This window comes from Pseudoduganella sp. OTU4001, from assembly GCF_038440195.1.
Lineage (GTDB): Bacteria > Pseudomonadota > Gammaproteobacteria > Burkholderiales > Burkholderiaceae_D > Rugamonas.
The window spans coordinates 337,715-353,315 of the sequence record NZ_JASATG010000001.1 but is presented as its reverse complement, the minus strand read 5'-3'; the positions used below and the strand labels follow the sequence as shown (position 1 = coordinate 353,315).

The following is a 15,601-nucleotide window of genomic DNA, read 5'->3' as shown; positions in this document are numbered from 1 at the left end:
ATGGATACCGGCACCAATGACATCAAAGGCTTTGTCTCGGATTGGGCGGGCGACAAGGCCGCCTTCCGCGTCCCCTGGGGCAAGGCGATGATGTGGATTTTCCTGCTCAGCGACACCTTCATCTTCGGCACCTTCCTCACCGGCTACATGTCGGTGCGCATGGCCACCACCACAGCATGGCCCAATCCCAGCGAGGTGTTTTCGCTGACCATTGCCGGCACCAACTATCCGCTGATCCTGATTGCAATCATGACCTTCGTGCTGATCACCAGCAGCGGCACGATGGCGATGGCGGTCAACTACGGCTACCAGCGCAACCGCAAGATGGCGGCCATCCTCATGCTGGTGACGGCGGCCTTCGGCCTGGTGTTCGTCGGCATGCAGGCCTTCGAGTGGAGCAAGTTGATTCACGAAGGCGTGCGGCCATGGGGCAACCCGATGGGCGCGGCGCAGTTCGGATCGTGCTTCTTCATGATCACCGGCTTCCACGGACTGCACGTGTCGGCGGGCGTGGTGTATCTGTCGATTATCGCGAAGCGCGTACTAAGCGGTCATTACGAGAAAAAGGGTTATGACATCGTCGAGATCACCGGCCTGTATTGGCACTTCGTCGACCTTGTCTGGGTATTCATCTTTGCATTGTTCTATCTCTGGTAGGAGGCAACCATGTCCGAGACCGCCACCGCCCATCAGCAGCATCCGATAGGGACTTACGTCAAAGTCTGGATCCTGCTGTTCGTACTGAGTTTCTTCTCTTACCTGGTGGATTTCTTCCACGTGCAAGGCGTGTTGCGCTGGGGGCTGATCCTGGTGCTGATGGCGCTGAAGGCCGGTTTTATCGTCGCCATTTTCATGCATATGAAATGGGAAAGATTGGCACTGATTTACGCGATCATCATGCCGCCGCTGGCGATACTGGTGCTGGTGGCAATGATGGCGACGGAATCGCACTACGTGCACGACAACCGCACCGAACACTTCGCCGTTGCGCCCTTGAAATGAGGCTTGCACGCTGATATAATTCGCGCACGCTTTTACGACGTCCCCATCGTCTAGAGGCCTAGGACATCACCCTTTCACGGTGAGTACCGGGGTTCGAATCCCCGTGGGGACGCCAAGATTTTTAAAGCGTAGTGCAAGTCCAGGGTCCCCATCGTCTAGAGGCCTAGGACATCACCCTTTCACGGTGAGTACCGGGGTTCGAATCCCCGTGGGGACGCCACAGATTAGAATGAAGCCGCCTTGTGCGGCTTTTTCATTTTCAGCCTATGCCACGTTTGTCCCTCGATCTATTTTGCAAAGTTGTCGACAACTTCGGCGACATCGGCATTTGCTGGCGCCTGGCGCGCCAGCTGGAGCGCGAGCATGGCATCGCGGTGCGCCTGTGGGTCGATGACATGCGCACCTTCCAGCGCATTTGCCCGCAAGTCGATCCAGGTGCGGCCGAGCAGACCGTGGATGGCGTGGCCGTGCGCCATTGGGCTTCGCAGGACGGCGAGTACACGCCGGCCGATGTGGCGGACATCGTGATCGAATTTTTCGGCTGCGACATCCCGCCCGGCTATATCGCCGCGATGGCGCAGCGCCAAGTGCGCCCGGTGTGGCTGAACCTCGAAGGCCTCAGTGCCGAAGAGTGGGTAGAGGGTTGCCATAGCCTGCCGTCCAAGCATCCGCGCCTGCCGCTGACCAAGTATTTCTTCTTCCCGGGCTTCACCGACAAGACCGGCGGCTTGCTGTGCGAGTCCGGCCTGGAAGCGGAGCGCGCAGCGTTTGCCGCTGACCCGGCCGCCGCTGGCGGCTTCCTGGCCACGCTCGGCGTCACCGCGGCCGAGGCGGCGGCACTGAAAGTATCGCTGTTCTGCTATCCCTACGCACCGGTCGCCGAGTTATTCGCGGCGTGGCGCGACGGCGCGCAGGCAGTGACCTGCCTGGTGCCGGAGGGCGTGGCGACCGACGCGGTGGCTGCCTTCCTCGGCCAGCCGGCCGTGCCGGGCGCGGTGCGCAGCGAAGGCGCCCTGACAGTGCGCGTGCTGCCATTCGTGCCGCAGCAGGATTACGACAAGCTGCTCTGGTCCTGCGACCTGAACTTTGTGCGCGGCGAAGATTCCTGGGTGCGCGCACAGTGGGCAGGCAAATCCTTCATCTGGCACATTTACGCGCAAGACGAAAACCTGCACCATAAAAAACTGCGCGCCTTCCTGCAGCGCTACGCCGGCGGCAGCGCGTTCGATGAATTCTCGCTGTGCTGGAATGGCGCAGCGCAGGGCGACTGGCCGCAGCTGTGGAAGGGCCTCGCCACGGCGATGCCTGAAATTTCGGCAAAGTCGGCAGAATGGCAACAAAAAATCCTGGCTAACGGCGATCTGGCCACGAATTTGACTAAATTTTGTGCATCGCTGACGTAACACAACCCAACCCCGTGCTATAATGCGCGGTTACTGCAACTCCCCTTAACCGGTATATATTCGCTATGAAATTCGCAAAAGAGATTCGTGTCGGCAACATCATCATGGTTGAAGACAAGCCATTCATCGTTCTGCGTTCCGACGTCAACGGCTCGTCCCGCACTGGCTTCACCTACAAGTGGAAGATGAAGAACCTGCTGACCGGCGCCCCGCTGGAAAACGTGTTCCGCGGCGACGACAAGTTCGACGTGGTCGTTCTGGACAAGAAGCCAGTGACCTACTCGTACTTCGCTGACCCACTGTTCGTCTTCATGGACGAAGAGTACAACCAGTACGAAATCGAAGAAGAGAACATGGGCGAAGCCGTCAACTACCTGAAAGACGGCATGGAATGCGAAGCTGTTTTCTACGACGGCAAGGCAATCTCGGTGGAACTGCCAACCACCATCGCTCGCCAGATCATTTACTCGGAGCCAGCAGTCAAGGGCAACACCTCCGGTAACGTGACCAAAGAAGCCAAGCTGGAAAACTCCATCGAAGGCCGTAACTTCGTGATCCAGGTGCCGCTGTTCGTGTCGCAAGACGACGTCGTCGAAATCGACACCCGCACCCACGAGTTCAAGAAAGTCGTGCGCGGCTAATCTGCACTTGTTGCAAATCCGCAATAAAAAGCCCGCTTATGCGGGCTTTTTTACTTTCCGACAGTATTATTTACTTGCAAACTGCTGGTATTCTTCTGGTTTCGTGCTGTTCTTATACAAAAGAGGGCGTACCAGATGGATCGACGGGGTTTCGTGAAGTTGGGGCTGGCTGCCGGTGGCGCAGCCACTTTGCCGCGTACGCAGGCGGCGGTGCCGTCCGTGCTCGATGCCGGCGTGCAGCAACAGCAGGAGCTGATGGCGGCCAACAAGCTGACCTCGCACTCGCTCACCTCCCAATACCTGGCGCGCATCAACGCGATCGACAAAGCCGGCCCGCGCATCAACTCCATCATCGAGATCAATCCCGAAGCGCTGAAGATCGCGCGCGAGATGGACCGCGAGCGCCTGCAGCGCAAGCTGCGCGGCCCTTTGCACGGCATTCCCGTGCTACTGAAAGACAATATCGCCACCGCTGACCGCATGAGCACCACCGCCGGTTCGCTGGCGCTGGCCGGCGTGCGTGCCGCGCGCGACTCGCATGTCGCGGCCAAGCTGCGCGAGGCGGGTGCCGTCATCATCGGCAAGACCAATTTGAGCGAATGGGCGAATATGCGCTCCAACCACTCCGTCAGCGGCTGGAGTGCGCGTGGTGGCCTGACCCGCAATCCTTACTCGCTGGACCGCAACTGCAGCGGCTCCAGCTCCGGCTCCGGCGCCGCGATTGCCGCGGGCCTGGCCACGCTGGCGGTCGGCACCGAGACCGACGGCTCCATCGTATCCCCCGCATCGATTTGCGGCCTGGTTGGCATCAAGCCCACCATTGGACTGGTCAGCCGCAGCGGCATCATCCCGATTGCACGCTCCCAGGACACTGCCGGCCCGATGGCGCGCAGCGTATCGGACGCCGCCCTGATGCTGGCAGCCATGGCTGGCGTCGACCCGCGCGACCCGGTCACGCAAGACGGCGCCGGCAAAGCCGGCGACTACGCCGCAGCGCTGAAGCGCGACGCCTTGCGCGGCAAGCGCCTCGGCGTCGCCCGCAATTTCTTCGGCGGCAGCGATGGCGTCGATGCCGAGATTGAAAAAGCGCTGGAAGCATTGAAAGCCCAAGGCGCAATCCTGGTCGACGTACAGGTGCCCAACACCGAGAAATACGGCGACAGCGAAACCGAAGTACTGCTGCACGAATTCAAAGTCGACCTTGCAGCCTACCTGCGCGATTACGCCCCGGACGCCAAGGTCAAAAACATGGCCGACCTGATCGCCTTCAACAAACAGAACGCGCAGCTCGAATTGCCATACTTCGGACAGGAATACCTGGAACGATCCGAAGCCAAACCGGGCCTGGACAGCAAGGCCTACCAGGAAGCGCTAGCGAACAACCACCGCTATTCGCGTGAAGAAGGCATCGACTTGGTACTGAAAGCCCACGAACTGGACGCCCTGGTCGCACCGACCGATGGCACCGCGTGGCTGACCGACTTCATCAACGGCGACCATTACCCGAAGAGTTTCTCCTCACCTGCAGCAGTGGCAGGCTATCCCCACGTCACAGTTCCCGCCGGCTACGTACGCGGCCTCCCGGTCGGCCTATCGTTTGTCGGCACCGCCTACAGCGAAGCCTCACTGATTGGCATGGCCTACGCCTACGAGCAAGCCACCATGATCCGCCGCGCCCCCCAATTCCCCGCCAGCGTTTCCATTCGTGCTTAAAAAGTCGGGGTCATGTCTGACATTCGGACATTTCGCGCGCGAAATGTCCGAATGTCAGACATGACCCCGACTTTTTCATATTTCGATGAAGCGCATTTTGAAGTTGCGGCCTTTGAAGCTGCCGAACTCGCCACCTTTCATGGTGCTGGCGGCTTTCAGGCGGTCATAGGCGGCGTGGGCGATGCGGCGGTCTAACGCGACGTAGGTCTGGAATTCGGTGACGGCAATCTTTCCGACCTGCTCCTTGGTCAGGCCGCCGTCGCCGCACAGGGCACCCAGCACGTCGCCGGCGCGCAGCTTTTCTTTCTTGCCGCCGGCGATGCACAACGTCAACATCGGGGCCGGTTCGGCGTGGGCGTATTCGTCTTCTTCCAGCGCGTTGAGGTCGTGCCATTCGACCGGCTCGCCGCCCTGGTATTCTTCGATCAGCTTGACCCACTTCTTCTCGTTCGGCGCGCACAGCGTCAGCGACAGGCCTTTTTCGCCGCCGCGGCCGGTGCGGCCGATGCGGTGGATGTGGACTTCGGTGTCGCGCGAGACGTCGGCGTTGATCACGGCTTCCAGGTTGGCGATGTCGATGCCGCGTGCGGCGACGTCGGTGGCGATCAGGATCGAGCAGCTGCGGTTGGCGAACAGCACCAGCACTTCGTCGCGTTCGCGTTGTTCCAGTTCGCCGTACAGGGCGAGGGCGGAGAAGCCTTCGGCCCGCAGTTCGTCCAGCAGCTCCTTGCAGTGCGCCTTGGTGTTGCAGAAGATAAGCGCGGACTGCGGCTGGTACACGCGCAGCAGCTTGCCCACGGCGCGGTCGCGCTCGTCGAAGCCGATTTCGTAGAAGCGCTGTTCGATCTTGCTGCTGGAGTGCTGCGCCTCCACCGTGATCTCCAGCGGATCGGCCAGGAAGGCTTCCGTGGCCTGGCGCATATCGTCCGGGTAGGTGGCCGAGAACAGCAAGGTCTGGCGGCGTTTCGGGCATGCCTTCACGATGCCGGCGATTTCGTCGTAGAAGCCCATATCGGTCATGCGGTCGGCTTCGTCCAGCACCAGGGTGCGCACCGTGGACAGGTCGAGCGTTTCGCGCGACAGGTGGTCGCGCACGCGGCCTGGGGTGCCGACCACGATGTGGGCGCCGAATTCCAGCGAGGCGATTTGCGGGCGCATTGGCGTGCCGCCGGTCAGCACCACGACTTTCACGTTCGGTACGCAGCGCGCCAGGCGGCGCAATTCACCTGCCACCTGGTCGGCCAGTTCGCGGGTGGGGCAGAGCACCAGGCCTTGCACGGCGAACCAGGCGGTATTCAGGCCGCACAGCATGCCGATGCCGAAGGCGGCGGTCTTGCCGCTGCCGGTCTTGGCTTGTGCGATCAGGTCGCGGCCTTCCATTACCGCGGGCAGGCTCTGGGCCTGGATGTCCGTCATTTCGCGGTAGCCCAGCGAGTCCAGGTTGGCGAGAAATGCTTCGGACAGCGGCAGGGTAGCGAAAGAGGTCATATTAGTCTCGGCGCCAGATCGGCAGGCCGCTCAAATCGAGGTTGGGATCATTCTGCCAGATCGGCAGGCCGCTGGCATCGGTGGGGCCTAGCTCGCCGAGCAAATCCATTTGCTCCTGCTTGCGTGGCGCGCGGCGGACACGCGGCGGAGGCGGAAGCTTGGCTTCCGGTGCCATCGGCGCTGCTGGCTCGAAGCCGGGCAGGTCGATTGTCGCGTTGTCTTTTTTATCTCTCATGATAAGCCGTAGAAAACAAAAGCCCGGCTGAATCAGTCGGGCTTCCTTTTAAAACGGGCGGATTGTAACACGGGCAACGCTGTCAGCGGAAGGAAAGCGCTCCACGCTGGTAGGTTTCGCGCACTTCGGCAATCGGCACATTCTCCGAGGTGTACAGCACGGCGTTGTGCTCGAACAGCGCGTCGCCTGTCATCAGCATGCGGGTGGCGAAGGTGCGGCGGTAGGGCTTCAGGGGCTGCACCACCTTGCCGAACGGGGTATCGGTCTCCTCCAGCAGCTGGTTCATGGCGGCTGTGAGGCGGCCGGGCACGTACCAGTTGTCGGCTTCGGACATCAGGTGCTCGCCGCAATATAGTTGGACGCGGCGGTATTTGAGTGGGGTTTCGGCGTCAACGCTGAGGCGGGCGCGCTGTTCTTCGCTGGCTGGCTTGTCGCTGCCGCGCAGCAGGCGGGCCTGGATGCGGGCCGGGGTGGCCATGGCATGCTCGGCGCACCATTTTTCCAGGGCTAGGGTGGCACTGCTGCTGGCGAGGATGTTGGCGTTGAGGGCTTGGGCCAGGTCATGCGCCGGTTCGGCGTGGGCTGGCAGCGCCAGGGCGAGCAGCAAGGGCAGATAGGATTTCATTGTCGGAAATGAAAAAAGCCGTTGCTTGGCAACGGCTTTCTAGAATCTGGTTGCGGGGACAGGATTTGAACCTGTGACCTTCGGGTTATGAGCCCGACGAGCTGCCAGACTGCTCCACCCCGCGTCTGAGGCAAGCATTATAGCCCGCCTGACGCGGTTCCGCAAGGTCGATTTATGCAATACCCAAACGCCAGAGCGAAGTCACCTCGGCGGAGCGGGCTGCGTGCAGGGGATCGCTGGCGTCGCTGGCCTTGGGGTGGACCGGGCGGGCGTCCAGGCGGCCCAGCAATTTCAGGCCGCCGGCGGCAATCCATTCCTCCAGCTCGGCGCGCGTGCGCAGGCCCAGGTGCTCGGCCAGGTCGGACATGATCAGCCAGCCTTCGCCGCCGGGCGCCAGGTGGGCTTTCAGGCCGGACAGGAAGCCGCGCAGCATGCGGCTGTCCGGGTCGTACACCGCCGCCTCGACCGAGGAATTCGGGCGGGCCGGCACCCAGGGGGGATTACACACGACCAGCGGCGCTTGGCCGGGCGGGAACAGGTCGGCTTCCAGCAGTTCGACCTGGCCGTCCAGCAGCAGGCGCGAGATGTTGTCACGCGCACAACTCAGGGCGCGCTTGTCCATATCGGTGGCGACCACGCGCTTGACGCCGCGCTTGGCCAGCACCGCCGACAGCACGCCGGTACCGGCGCCGATGTCGAACGCCAGCTCGCTGGCGCCGCGCGGCAGGGGCGCGTCGGCCACCAGCTGTACATATTCGCCGCGTACCGGCGAGAACACTCCGTAGTGCGGGTGGATGCGCTCGCCCAGCGCGCCGACTGGGACGCCGGCCTTGCGCCATTCGTGGGCGCCGATCAGGCCTTGCAGCTCGCGCAGGGAGATGATGAAGGCGTCTTCGCCGCGTCCATAGGCTTCATTGCAGGCCAGGGCTACGTCGGGTGCGCGGCGCAGCGGGATGCGGTAGCCGGGCTCGAAGGGGATCAGCACCATGGCCAGCGTGCGGGCGCGCTGCGATTGGGCCTGGCGGTGCAGGTGGAAAGCTTCGGTGGCGTTGGCCGGTTCTTTGGCGGCGCGCGCTTTGCTGCCTTTGCCGCCCTTGGATTTCTTATGGTCGGCGCGGCGCGCCAGCGCTTGCAGCAGCTGGCGGGCGTTCTGGAAATCGCCGCGCCACAGCAGGGCGGTGCCTTCGCAGGCCAGGCGGTAGGCGACATCGGCGTTCATGGTGTCGTCGGCAACCTGCACGCGCTTGGGCGGAGGGTTGCCTGCTTCGGAATGCCAGCGCGCGGAGCGCGGCTCGCCTTGTTCTGTCCAGTGGATTTCTTGCATTGATGGCCCGGGATGTAAACGACGAAACCGCCTGAAAAGGCGGTTTCGTCAGGAAGGCATGATTATACGCGCGCTCAGGCCTCTGGCGGATCGATAGGCGCGGAGGCCTCAGCCGGTGGATCGATTGGCGCTGCGGCTTGCGCTGGCGGATCGATGTCGGTCGCCGGCGGGTCGATTTCACCACCCTTGGCTGCATCGCGCGCTTCCTTGGCGGCGTGCGCCAGTTCGGCGGCCTGGCCAGGCTCGGTTTGCAGGCGGCCATAAGCCTTGGCCTTGTCGCTGGCGTTCGGCGGCAGGTAGGTGTCGAGCGGGGTTTCCGCATCCACCATCTTGAGCAGGCGCATGGTCAGGTTGCCGGCCTCCTGCTCCTGGCCGTCTTCGCCCAGCTGCTTGATGGCGGCGCTGATATTGCGGTCCATCAGGCGGAACAGGTCGGCCAGGCTGCCTGGGAAGTCGATGTCCGGGAATTCCACTTCCGGCAGCGGCATGGCCGGGTTCTGGCTAGCCATGTCCTGGCGGCGCGACGGCACGCTGCTGGCCGCGGCGGCGGTCAGGCTGGATTCGTATTTGATCTCGACCTCAAAGGCCAGCTTGCGGCCGTCGGCGGTGGTGATGGTGCCTTTGCCGATGAAGTGGGAGTCTTCGTTCAGGCTGAAGCCGAAAGCGTCGGTGACGCCGTTGGCGCCTTCCGCATGCAGGGCGCCGGCGGAGAAACTGGAACTGGCTTCCAGCTCGACCGAGTCGAAGTCGATAGTTGCACCCTTGGCATTATCGCCAAGCAACTTTTGTGCAAAGCTGCCAATCAGGTTCTGAGCCATGTCCACGGTCTTGTTGCCCAGGCGGTCGACGCGCTTTTGCAGGTCGACGGCGTTGCTGGAGAGCGAAACCGCGTTGTCAGAAGACACTTCTTTGATCGCGTTGGCGCGCGAAGTCTTGCTGTCGACCTGCGGCAAGGCAGGGGTCAGCTGAGAGTTCTGGAACTGGCGTGGACCAATGGAATTCAGAGAGTTCATGATAGGAAACCTTTAGGGTGCTACCCCTATCTACGGCAAGTTACGAATTTTCTTGAGCCAGATCAATGATGATGAGTCCACAAGCCATTCGATTCCAGGTAGGACTTTACTGCATCCGCGTTGCCGGTGGCGTGCAGTTTGACTTCGCCGCAGGAGCAGACGCCGTAGTAAGGCGTGATATGGGAGCAGGCGGAGGTTTTCTGCAGCGAAACTTTAACTGCTTTGGAACATTTAACGCACTTGAAGGTCAGGGTGCGGGGGGCTTTCAGCAACATGGGCCAGGACTCCAGGCAAAAGATCGATTTTATCAGGCAAAGACATCGATCGTTGATTGCTTTTCGGAAAGGCCATAGCTGCGGGCGAGCTCTTGTTGCTTGGCTGAAATTTCAGCCTGGGCTTGCTGTTGCAGCTGGGCGGCGCGGGCGGCCACGCTGCGGTCCTGGCTGGAGGGTTCGGCCGGGGCCAGGGCGGCGGCTTGCACCTGGCGTGCTTTTTCCACTGTTTCTTCGGGCGTGCGGCCGGGCGAGGTATCGATATTGACTTCGCCGCCCACGGCGTAGTTGACGCCATTCGGCCCGCGTTCATAGGTGTAATTGGCGCCGGAGGTGGCCAGGCTGCCGGCGGCGGCCAGGTGGGCCTGTTCGTGCTGGCGCACTTCCAGGTCGCGCGCCTTGAGCTGGTCCACTTTGGCCTGGTCTTCGGGGGACAGTTCCGATTCGACGGCCGTGCGCAGCCGGGCAGACGCGCTGGCCTGCGGCGCATAACTGGTCGACGATGAAATGGCACCGATTCCCATTTACACATCATAACAAATTGGTCGTCAACGGGCGGCAGCGGCAAGCGTTGAAGGAGTGACCGTCATGCCGATGGAGGTGAACGATGGAACAGTCCAAGCAACCAAGCAAGGAAGCAGTGCGCAACTGGCTGCAGTCGCGCCAGGAGGAACGCCGGCCTTTGCCCGACCCGCAGCAGATCCGCCGCGAGCTGGGTTGGGAGATGGTGCGCGTCGAACAGGACGAGCGCACCTGGCGTTTAGCCGACTGAGACTGTGCTGCGACCGTTGGCTGCGGGCTGCACCACGATCCGTGTAGCGATCCGCTCGGTCATCTCCTGCACGTGGGAGATGACGCCCACTTTTCTTCCCATTGCCTGCAAACCATCCAGCGCGTCCATCGCGACGCGCAGGGTTTCCGCATCGAGGCTGCCGAAGCCTTCGTCGATGAACAGGGACTCCACCCGTACCCGGTTGGAGGACAGCGAGGCCAGGCCGAGCGCCATGGCCAGCGATACCAGGAACGATTCGCCGCCCGACAGCGAGTGCACGGAGCGCAGTTCGTCGCCCATGTGCAGGTCCCGCACCAGCAGGCCTAGCGAGGGCTGGGCGGGGTTGTCGATACGCTCCAGCTGGTAGCGCGGCGCCAGCTGGGCAAGGTGGGCGTTGGCGTAGCCTAGCAGGACGTCCAGCGTAAATTGCTGGGCGTAGTTGCGGAATTTTTTGCCGTCGGCGGAGCCGATCAGCTCACTCAGTTGCGCCCAGCGCCGTTCGGTCTCCTGCTGGCTGGCGATGTCGGCCAGCAGGTTTTCGGCGGCTTTGCGGCGGGCGTCGTCCTGGGCCAGTTGCAGTTGCAGGGCGGCGGCCTGGTCGTGCGCTTGCTTGCGCTCCTCGGCGGCGGTTTGCAGGGCCTGTTCCAGTTCGGCGGCAGTGCGCTGGTCGCCCGGCGGGGGGCTGGCCAGGTGGGCGGCGTATTGTGCTTCGCGTTCGGCTTGCACGGCTTTGGCCGAGGCCAGGACTTGTTCGATGCCTTGCAGGGCGAGGCGTTCGTCGCGGATGGCCTGCTGCGGGTGGGCCAGCAGGGCGCGCAGCTGCTCAGGACTGTCGATGCCTGGCGCCAGGCCTTCTGCCAGCCACGATTGCAGGCGGGCGGCGGCTTCTGTCGCGGCGGCGTCCAGCGTGGCGAGGCGCTGGCGGCCCTGGGCCAGGGCTTCGTCGGCGCGGGTGCGTTGCTGGGCCGCCTGCTGGGCGGAGTGCTGGCGGGCTTGCAGGGTGTTGCGGGCCTGCTCAATTGCTGTGCGCAGGCTGTCCTCTACTGCGCGCACAGGGCGGCCTTGCCACAGGGCCTGGCGTTCGGCGCTGGCGCTTGCCAGTGCGGCGTGGGCGGCGTCGGCGGCGGCTTGCGTGGCGCGGGCGTCGGCGCTGCTGCGGTCCTGGGCGGTGGCGAGGGCTTGCAGTTCGGTTGCCATCGCTGCCAGGGCGGCTGCTTGGTCGTCGCTGGACTGGCGCTGCGCCAGCCATTGCTTGCTTTCGCGGGTGCGCTGTTCGTGGAAACGGGCGGGGCTCTGTTTCCATTCCTCCTGCCAGCGCGTGTGGTCCTGCGCTGCGTCCAGCTGGTCGAGCAGGGTGGCGATTTGCAGGGCGGTGTCGATGCGCTGTTCTTCCAGGGCCTTGTGCTGGGCTTCGGATTGGGCCAGGGAGGTTTGCGCGGCGGCCAGCGCTTGCTGGTGGCGCTGGCATTCGGCTGCGGCTTGCTCGCAGGCTGTTTGCGCGACTTCGCGGGCGCGGGTGGCGCGGCGGTGGGCTTGCTCCTGGGCTTCCAGGTCGCGCAAGGCGGATTGCAGCGCTGTGGCTTGTGCTTCGAGCCAGGCCGGCACTTCGTCGTCGGCAGGGACGGCGGCGCCGGGCGCATCAGGCGTCGCGGCCGTTGCGGTGGACGCGGCGGCGTGGCCGGCAAGCGTGGCGATCGCACCTGCGGCAGGGCTGGCGGCGAGGGCGGTGCTGGCGGTTTGCCAGCGGGGCTGGACGCTGGCGAGGGAAGCGGTGATGCTGTGCTGTTCGGCTGCGAGGGCGGCCAGCTGCTCGGCGCTGGCTTGCAGGCGGGCCTGCTGCTCGGCCTCGTGCTTCATATTGCGCTGCAGCTTGTCGCGGCAATCGTGCACTTCCGCCTGCAGCTGCGCCAGCATGGATTGCAGCGGGCCGTCTTCGTGGCGGTAGGGGTGCTCGAGGGCGCCGCACACCGGGCACGGCGTGTCGTCATGCAAGGCGGCGCGCAGTTTTTCAACGCTTTCGCCGGTAGCGGCTTCGGCCAGCTTGAGCGAGCGCTCGGCCTGGGTGGAGGCGGCCACCAGGGCCAGGTTGGACTGGCGGGCGGCGGCGGCTTCCTGCTCGGCGCTGTCGCGCGCGGCCTGCAGGCTGGCGGTACGCAGTGCGATGTTTTGCTGGCGCTGGGTGAGCTGGGTCAGTTCCTGCCAGGCGGCGCTGGCGTGGGCGTGGGCGGTACGGCGCTGGTCGAGCTGCTGGCGCTGGGCGGCCAGGAGGTCGGGATCGATGCCGGCCAGCGCGGCCACGGCTTGCTCGCGCTGGAGTTCTGCCTGGCGCAGGCGTTCGGTGGCGCTTTCCAGGCCGCTGCGGGCGTGCGCCGCGTCCTGGCGCTGGCGTGCGGCGGCTTCCTGCACGGTGGCCAGCGCTTGCGATTGCTGCGCGGCGCGTGCGGCTTGCTGGCCGGCCTGGGCGAACAGGACATCCCAGCGCGGCCAGTCGCGCGCCAGGGCGGCCCACGCCTCGTGCGCGGCGAGCCATTGCTGGCTGGTTTCATGTTCGCGCATCAGCGCTTGCTGCTGCCCTGTGCGGGCCTGCAGGCTGGCGCGGGCGGCGGCGTCGGCCTGGGCGGCGGCGTCGCGTGCCTGGGCGGCCTGGGTGAATGCGGCTTGCAGCGATTCCAGGCGTGTATCGAGTGCCTTGGCCTGGTCCAGCTGGGGCGCGGCAGCGTGCTGCGCGCTTTCGGCGGCGGCCAGTGCGGCGGCGGCTTGCTGGGCATCGCTGGCCAGCACGTCCAGCGCCAGGCGTGTGCGTTCGGCTTCCAGTTCGGCGAGGGTGATGGTTTGCTGCGCCGCGTGGCGTTCGGCGGCCAGGCGCGACACTTCGTCGGCCATTGCGCGGGCTGGCTGGACGGCATCAAGCTGCGCCAATGCGGCGTGGCGAGGGGCGGCAGCGTCGGATTCGGCCTGGCGCTGCTGGCATTGTTCGCGGGCCTGCTGGGCGGCGGCGGACAGGCGTTCGGCTTGCTGGTGCCAGCGCAAGTCGGCTTCCAGTGCCGTGACGCGCTGGCCGGCTGCTTCCAGCGCGGCGCCGGCGGCTTCGGCCTGGGCGGCGAGGTCGGCGCGCTGTTCGGGCGGCAGCGGCTGCTGGTTGGCCAGGCCGGCGGTCAGGGATTTCAACGCCAGTTCTTCGGCGCGCCAGCGTTCGTAGGCCCGCTTGGAGATGTCGCTGTAGATGCCGCTGCCGGTCAGGGTTTCAAGCAGGGTGCCGCGTTCGTCGTCCGGCGCTTTGAGGAAGGCGGAGAACTCGTTCTGCGCCAGCAGCACGGCGCGGGTGAACTGTTCGAAGCTCAAGCCGATGCGCTGGGCGATTTCCGCCATGACTTCGGTCTTGGTGTGGCCGAGCGGCTGCAGGCCGGGCAGCTTTTGCAGCGACATGGCGCTCGGTTGCAGGGCGCCGGCGGCCTTGCTGCGGGCGCGCCAGACTTTCCAGCGCGCGCGGTAGGAGGCGCCGTCGTTGCCGACGAAGTCGACTTCGGCCCAGCCTTCGGCGGCGCCGCGCCGCAGCAGGGTGCGCGGATCTTGCGAGGAAACGTGGTCGCCTACGTCGGGCGTTTTGCCGACGGCTTTGTGCAGGCGCGGCGTGTCGTCATATAGCGCCAGGCAAAGGGCGTCCAGCAAGGTGCTCTTGCCGGCGCCGGTGGGGCCGCTGATGGCAAACAGGCCGGCGTCGGCCAGCGGCTGGGCGGTAAAGTCGACCGAGAACTCGTCGGCCAGCGAGGCAAGGTTCTTGCCGGCGATACGCAGGACCTTCATGGCTGCACCAGTTCCGCGAAGGCGGCCAGTTGTTCGGGCGGGGCGTCGCTGCCGTAGCGCTGCTTGTACAGGCGTTTGAAAATGTCGTCGGGCTGCAGGGTGGCCAGCTGGTCGAGCGAAATGGCGGCTTCTTCAAACGATGCGCGGGCGGCGCTGGTGGTTTCGATCTTGGCCAGGCGGACTGGTTTGCCTTCCAGTGCCTGTTCGATGCTGGCGCGCAGGCCCGGTTCGGGGGCGCTTAATTTGATGCGGACTTCGAGCAGCGGTTGCTGTTCGAGCGGGGCGTCGGGCAGGTCGAGCGCTTCCAGGGCGGCGATGACTTCTTCCAGCGGGGCTGGTTTGTCGGGGATGCGCAGGAGCTGCACTGCGCGTGGGATTGGCAGGGGCTGGATTGCGCTGACCTGCGGGCCCTTGAAGTCGATGCGCAGGATCTGGTGCGGGTAGCTGGTCTCGGCGAACGACAGCGGGATCGGGCTGCCGCAGTATCGGATGTGTTCATTAGGGCCGACTTGCTGGGCCAGGTGCAGGTGGCCGAGGGCGGCGTAGGCGATCGGGGGCGGGAAGATGCCGGTGGGGAGCATCTCGGTGCCGCCGATGACGATGCGGCGCTCGGAGTCGGCGGACATGGTGCCGTTGACCATGTGGCAATGGCCCATGGCGATGATGGCTTGCCCTTCGTTGGCGCGCGCGGTGGCCAGGTCGATGGCCTGGCGGTATAGCTCGGCGATGCCGGCCAGGTAGGGATCGGGCTGCGGTGCGGCAGTTGCGTCCGGCGTGGCGTCCGGCAGGCTGTCGGCGCCGTCGGCGTCGGGCGCTGCGGGCGTGGCGGCGGGGCGCGGGACGTCGCCGTGGCGCAGGAATGGGACGGCCAGGATCCAGGCGGCGATGGCGCCGTCCTTGCCGGTCAGCGGCACCAGCATGCGTTCCATGGCGATCAGGCCGTCGGCGTCGCGGTGCGGGTAGCCGATAACGGTGGTGCCGTGCACTTCGAGTAGCGGGCCGGGCGCTTCCAGGCGGCCGGGCGAATCGTGGTTGCCGGCGATGACGACGATATCCAGCTGCGGCGCGCGGGCGCGGGCCTGCTGCAGGAAGGTGTAAAGCTGGCGCTGCGAGGCTGCCGACGGGTTGGCGTTGTCGAAAATATCTCCCGCCACCAGCAGCGCGTCGGCCTGTTCGGACACGATGGTGTCCAGCAGCCAGTCGAGGAAGCACTGGTGTTCGTAGTGGCGGTCAAAATTATGCAGCGACTGGCCAAGATGCCAATCGGAAGTGTGCAGCAGGCGCATGGAAATAAAGCTGGGCGTGGGAA

Annotated in this window: 15 protein-coding genes and 3 tRNA genes; 8 read left to right on the top strand and 10 right to left on the bottom strand. The window is 64.7% G+C overall.

The features are described from left to right. The 7 genes from AAHE99_RS01585 to AAHE99_RS01555 all read left to right on the top strand — a co-directional run bounded on the left by AAHE99_RS01585 (position 1) and on the right by AAHE99_RS01555 (position 4,759). Positions 1–657: a heme-copper oxidase subunit III family protein gene (locus tag AAHE99_RS01585; protein ID WP_342113699.1), complete on the top strand. Its 657-nt coding sequence runs from the start codon at positions 1–3 to the stop codon at positions 655–657. Between the two features lie 9 nt (positions 658–666). Continuing rightward, entirely contained in the window at positions 667–1,002 is a 336-nt protein-coding gene (locus tag AAHE99_RS01580) for a cytochrome C oxidase subunit IV family protein (RefSeq protein ID WP_342113697.1), read from the top strand. A gap of 39 nt (positions 1,003–1,041) precedes the next feature. Further along, positions 1,042–1,117: transfer RNA gene (locus AAHE99_RS01575), tRNA-Glu, on the top strand. Between the two features lie 29 nt (positions 1,118–1,146). After that, positions 1,147–1,222: transfer RNA gene (locus tag AAHE99_RS01570), tRNA-Glu, on the top strand. 46 nt (positions 1,223–1,268) lie between these two features. Further along, positions 1,269–2,405 (top strand): elongation factor P maturation arginine rhamnosyltransferase EarP, encoded by a 1,137-nt coding sequence (gene earP / locus AAHE99_RS01565; protein WP_342113695.1) that lies wholly within the window; start codon positions 1,269–1,271, stop codon positions 2,403–2,405. 65 nt (positions 2,406–2,470) lie between these two features. After that, the gene (locus tag AAHE99_RS01560; protein WP_342113694.1) at positions 2,471–3,046 is read left to right on the top strand and encodes an elongation factor P; all 576 of its coding nucleotides are present in this window, start codon (positions 2,471–2,473) and stop codon (positions 3,044–3,046) included. A 135-nt stretch (positions 3,047–3,181) separates the two neighbouring features. Beyond that, positions 3,182–4,759, top strand: a complete 1,578-nt coding sequence (locus AAHE99_RS01555) for an amidase (protein WP_342113692.1) — start codon at positions 3,182–3,184, stop codon at positions 4,757–4,759. 75 nt (positions 4,760–4,834) lie between these two features. On the opposite strand, the gene dbpA is transcribed toward AAHE99_RS01555, so the two are convergent. The 8 genes from dbpA to AAHE99_RS01515 form a co-directional block, all read right to left on the bottom strand. After that, positions 4,835–6,247, bottom strand: a complete 1,413-nt coding sequence (gene dbpA / locus AAHE99_RS01550) for an ATP-dependent RNA helicase DbpA (protein ID WP_342113690.1) — start codon at positions 6,245–6,247, stop codon at positions 4,835–4,837. A 1-nt stretch (position 6,248) separates the two neighbouring features. Further along, positions 6,249–6,482, bottom strand: a complete 234-nt coding sequence (locus tag AAHE99_RS01545) for a hypothetical protein (protein WP_161026129.1) — start codon at positions 6,480–6,482, stop codon at positions 6,249–6,251. Between the two features lie 82 nt (positions 6,483–6,564). Then, positions 6,565–7,107, bottom strand: coding sequence for a hypothetical protein (locus AAHE99_RS01540; RefSeq protein WP_342113686.1), 543 nt, complete (start codon positions 7,105–7,107; stop codon positions 6,565–6,567). A gap of 47 nt (positions 7,108–7,154) precedes the next feature. After that, positions 7,155–7,231: transfer RNA gene (locus AAHE99_RS01535), tRNA-Met, on the bottom strand. A gap of 48 nt (positions 7,232–7,279) precedes the next feature. Then, positions 7,280–8,431 carry a class I SAM-dependent methyltransferase gene (locus tag AAHE99_RS01530; RefSeq protein ID WP_342113684.1) on the bottom strand — a complete coding sequence of 384 codons (1,152 nt, stop codon included), beginning with the start codon at positions 8,429–8,431 and terminating at the stop codon, positions 7,280–7,282. 74 nt (positions 8,432–8,505) lie between these two features. Beyond that, complete coding sequence (locus tag AAHE99_RS01525; RefSeq protein ID WP_342113682.1) at positions 8,506–9,444, bottom strand: hypothetical protein; 939 nt, start codon at positions 9,442–9,444, stop codon at positions 8,506–8,508. Between the two features lie 62 nt (positions 9,445–9,506). Then, positions 9,507–9,719: a hypothetical protein gene (locus tag AAHE99_RS01520; protein ID WP_342113679.1), complete on the bottom strand. Its 213-nt coding sequence runs from the start codon at positions 9,717–9,719 to the stop codon at positions 9,507–9,509. A gap of 32 nt (positions 9,720–9,751) precedes the next feature. Then, entirely contained in the window at positions 9,752–10,240 is a 489-nt protein-coding gene (locus AAHE99_RS01515) for a putative metalloprotease CJM1_0395 family protein (protein WP_342113678.1), read from the bottom strand. A gap of 83 nt (positions 10,241–10,323) precedes the next feature. On the opposite strand from AAHE99_RS01515, the gene AAHE99_RS01510 reads away from it, so the two are divergent. After that, positions 10,324–10,488: a hypothetical protein gene (locus AAHE99_RS01510; protein WP_342113674.1), complete on the top strand. Its 165-nt coding sequence runs from the start codon at positions 10,324–10,326 to the stop codon at positions 10,486–10,488. Here AAHE99_RS01510 and AAHE99_RS01505 read toward each other — a convergent pair. Further along, on the bottom strand, positions 10,477–14,292 hold the full coding sequence (locus AAHE99_RS01505) for an AAA family ATPase (RefSeq protein WP_342113672.1): 3,816 nt from the start codon (positions 14,290–14,292) through the stop codon (positions 10,477–10,479). The two genes, AAHE99_RS01510 and AAHE99_RS01505, sit on opposite strands and share 12 nt — an antisense overlap. Beyond that, positions 14,289–15,578, bottom strand: coding sequence for an exonuclease SbcCD subunit D C-terminal domain-containing protein (locus AAHE99_RS01500; protein ID WP_342113670.1), 1,290 nt, complete (start codon positions 15,576–15,578; stop codon positions 14,289–14,291). The genes AAHE99_RS01505 and AAHE99_RS01500 overlap by 4 nt, the downstream gene beginning before the upstream one ends. Between the last annotated feature and the right edge of the window lie 23 nt (positions 15,579–15,601).

Excerpts from the sequence above, each read along its gene's own strand:
- AAHE99_RS01585 (WP_342113699.1), top strand. The coding sequence starts at position 1 with ATGGATACCGGCACCAATGACATCAAAGGCTTTGTCTCGGATTGGGCG.
- AAHE99_RS01580 (WP_342113697.1), top strand. The coding sequence starts at position 667 with ATGTCCGAGACCGCCACCGCCCATCAGCAGCATCCGATAGGGACTTAC.
- earP (WP_342113695.1), top strand. The coding sequence starts at position 1,269 with ATGCCACGTTTGTCCCTCGATCTATTTTGCAAAGTTGTCGACAACTTC.
- AAHE99_RS01560 (WP_342113694.1), top strand. The coding sequence starts at position 2,471 with ATGAAATTCGCAAAAGAGATTCGTGTCGGCAACATCATCATGGTTGAA.
- AAHE99_RS01555 (WP_342113692.1), top strand. The coding sequence starts at position 3,182 with ATGGATCGACGGGGTTTCGTGAAGTTGGGGCTGGCTGCCGGTGGCGCA.
- dbpA (WP_342113690.1), bottom strand. The coding sequence starts at position 6,247 with ATGACCTCTTTCGCTACCCTGCCGCTGTCCGAAGCATTTCTCGCCAAC.
- AAHE99_RS01545 (WP_161026129.1), bottom strand. The coding sequence starts at position 6,482 with ATGAGAGATAAAAAAGACAACGCGACAATCGACCTGCCCGGCTTCGAG.
- AAHE99_RS01540 (WP_342113686.1), bottom strand. The coding sequence starts at position 7,107 with ATGAAATCCTATCTGCCCTTGCTGCTCGCCCTGGCGCTGCCAGCCCAC.
- AAHE99_RS01530 (WP_342113684.1), bottom strand. The coding sequence starts at position 8,431 with ATGCAAGAAATCCACTGGACAGAACAAGGCGAGCCGCGCTCCGCGCGC.
- AAHE99_RS01525 (WP_342113682.1), bottom strand. The coding sequence starts at position 9,444 with ATGAACTCTCTGAATTCCATTGGTCCACGCCAGTTCCAGAACTCTCAG.
- AAHE99_RS01520 (WP_342113679.1), bottom strand. The coding sequence starts at position 9,719 with ATGTTGCTGAAAGCCCCCCGCACCCTGACCTTCAAGTGCGTTAAATGT.
- AAHE99_RS01515 (WP_342113678.1), bottom strand. The coding sequence starts at position 10,240 with ATGGGAATCGGTGCCATTTCATCGTCGACCAGTTATGCGCCGCAGGCC.
- AAHE99_RS01510 (WP_342113674.1), top strand. The coding sequence starts at position 10,324 with ATGGAACAGTCCAAGCAACCAAGCAAGGAAGCAGTGCGCAACTGGCTG.
- AAHE99_RS01505 (WP_342113672.1), bottom strand. The coding sequence starts at position 14,292 with ATGAAGGTCCTGCGTATCGCCGGCAAGAACCTTGCCTCGCTGGCCGAC.
- AAHE99_RS01500 (WP_342113670.1), bottom strand. The coding sequence starts at position 15,578 with ATGCGCCTGCTGCACACTTCCGATTGGCATCTTGGCCAGTCGCTGCAT.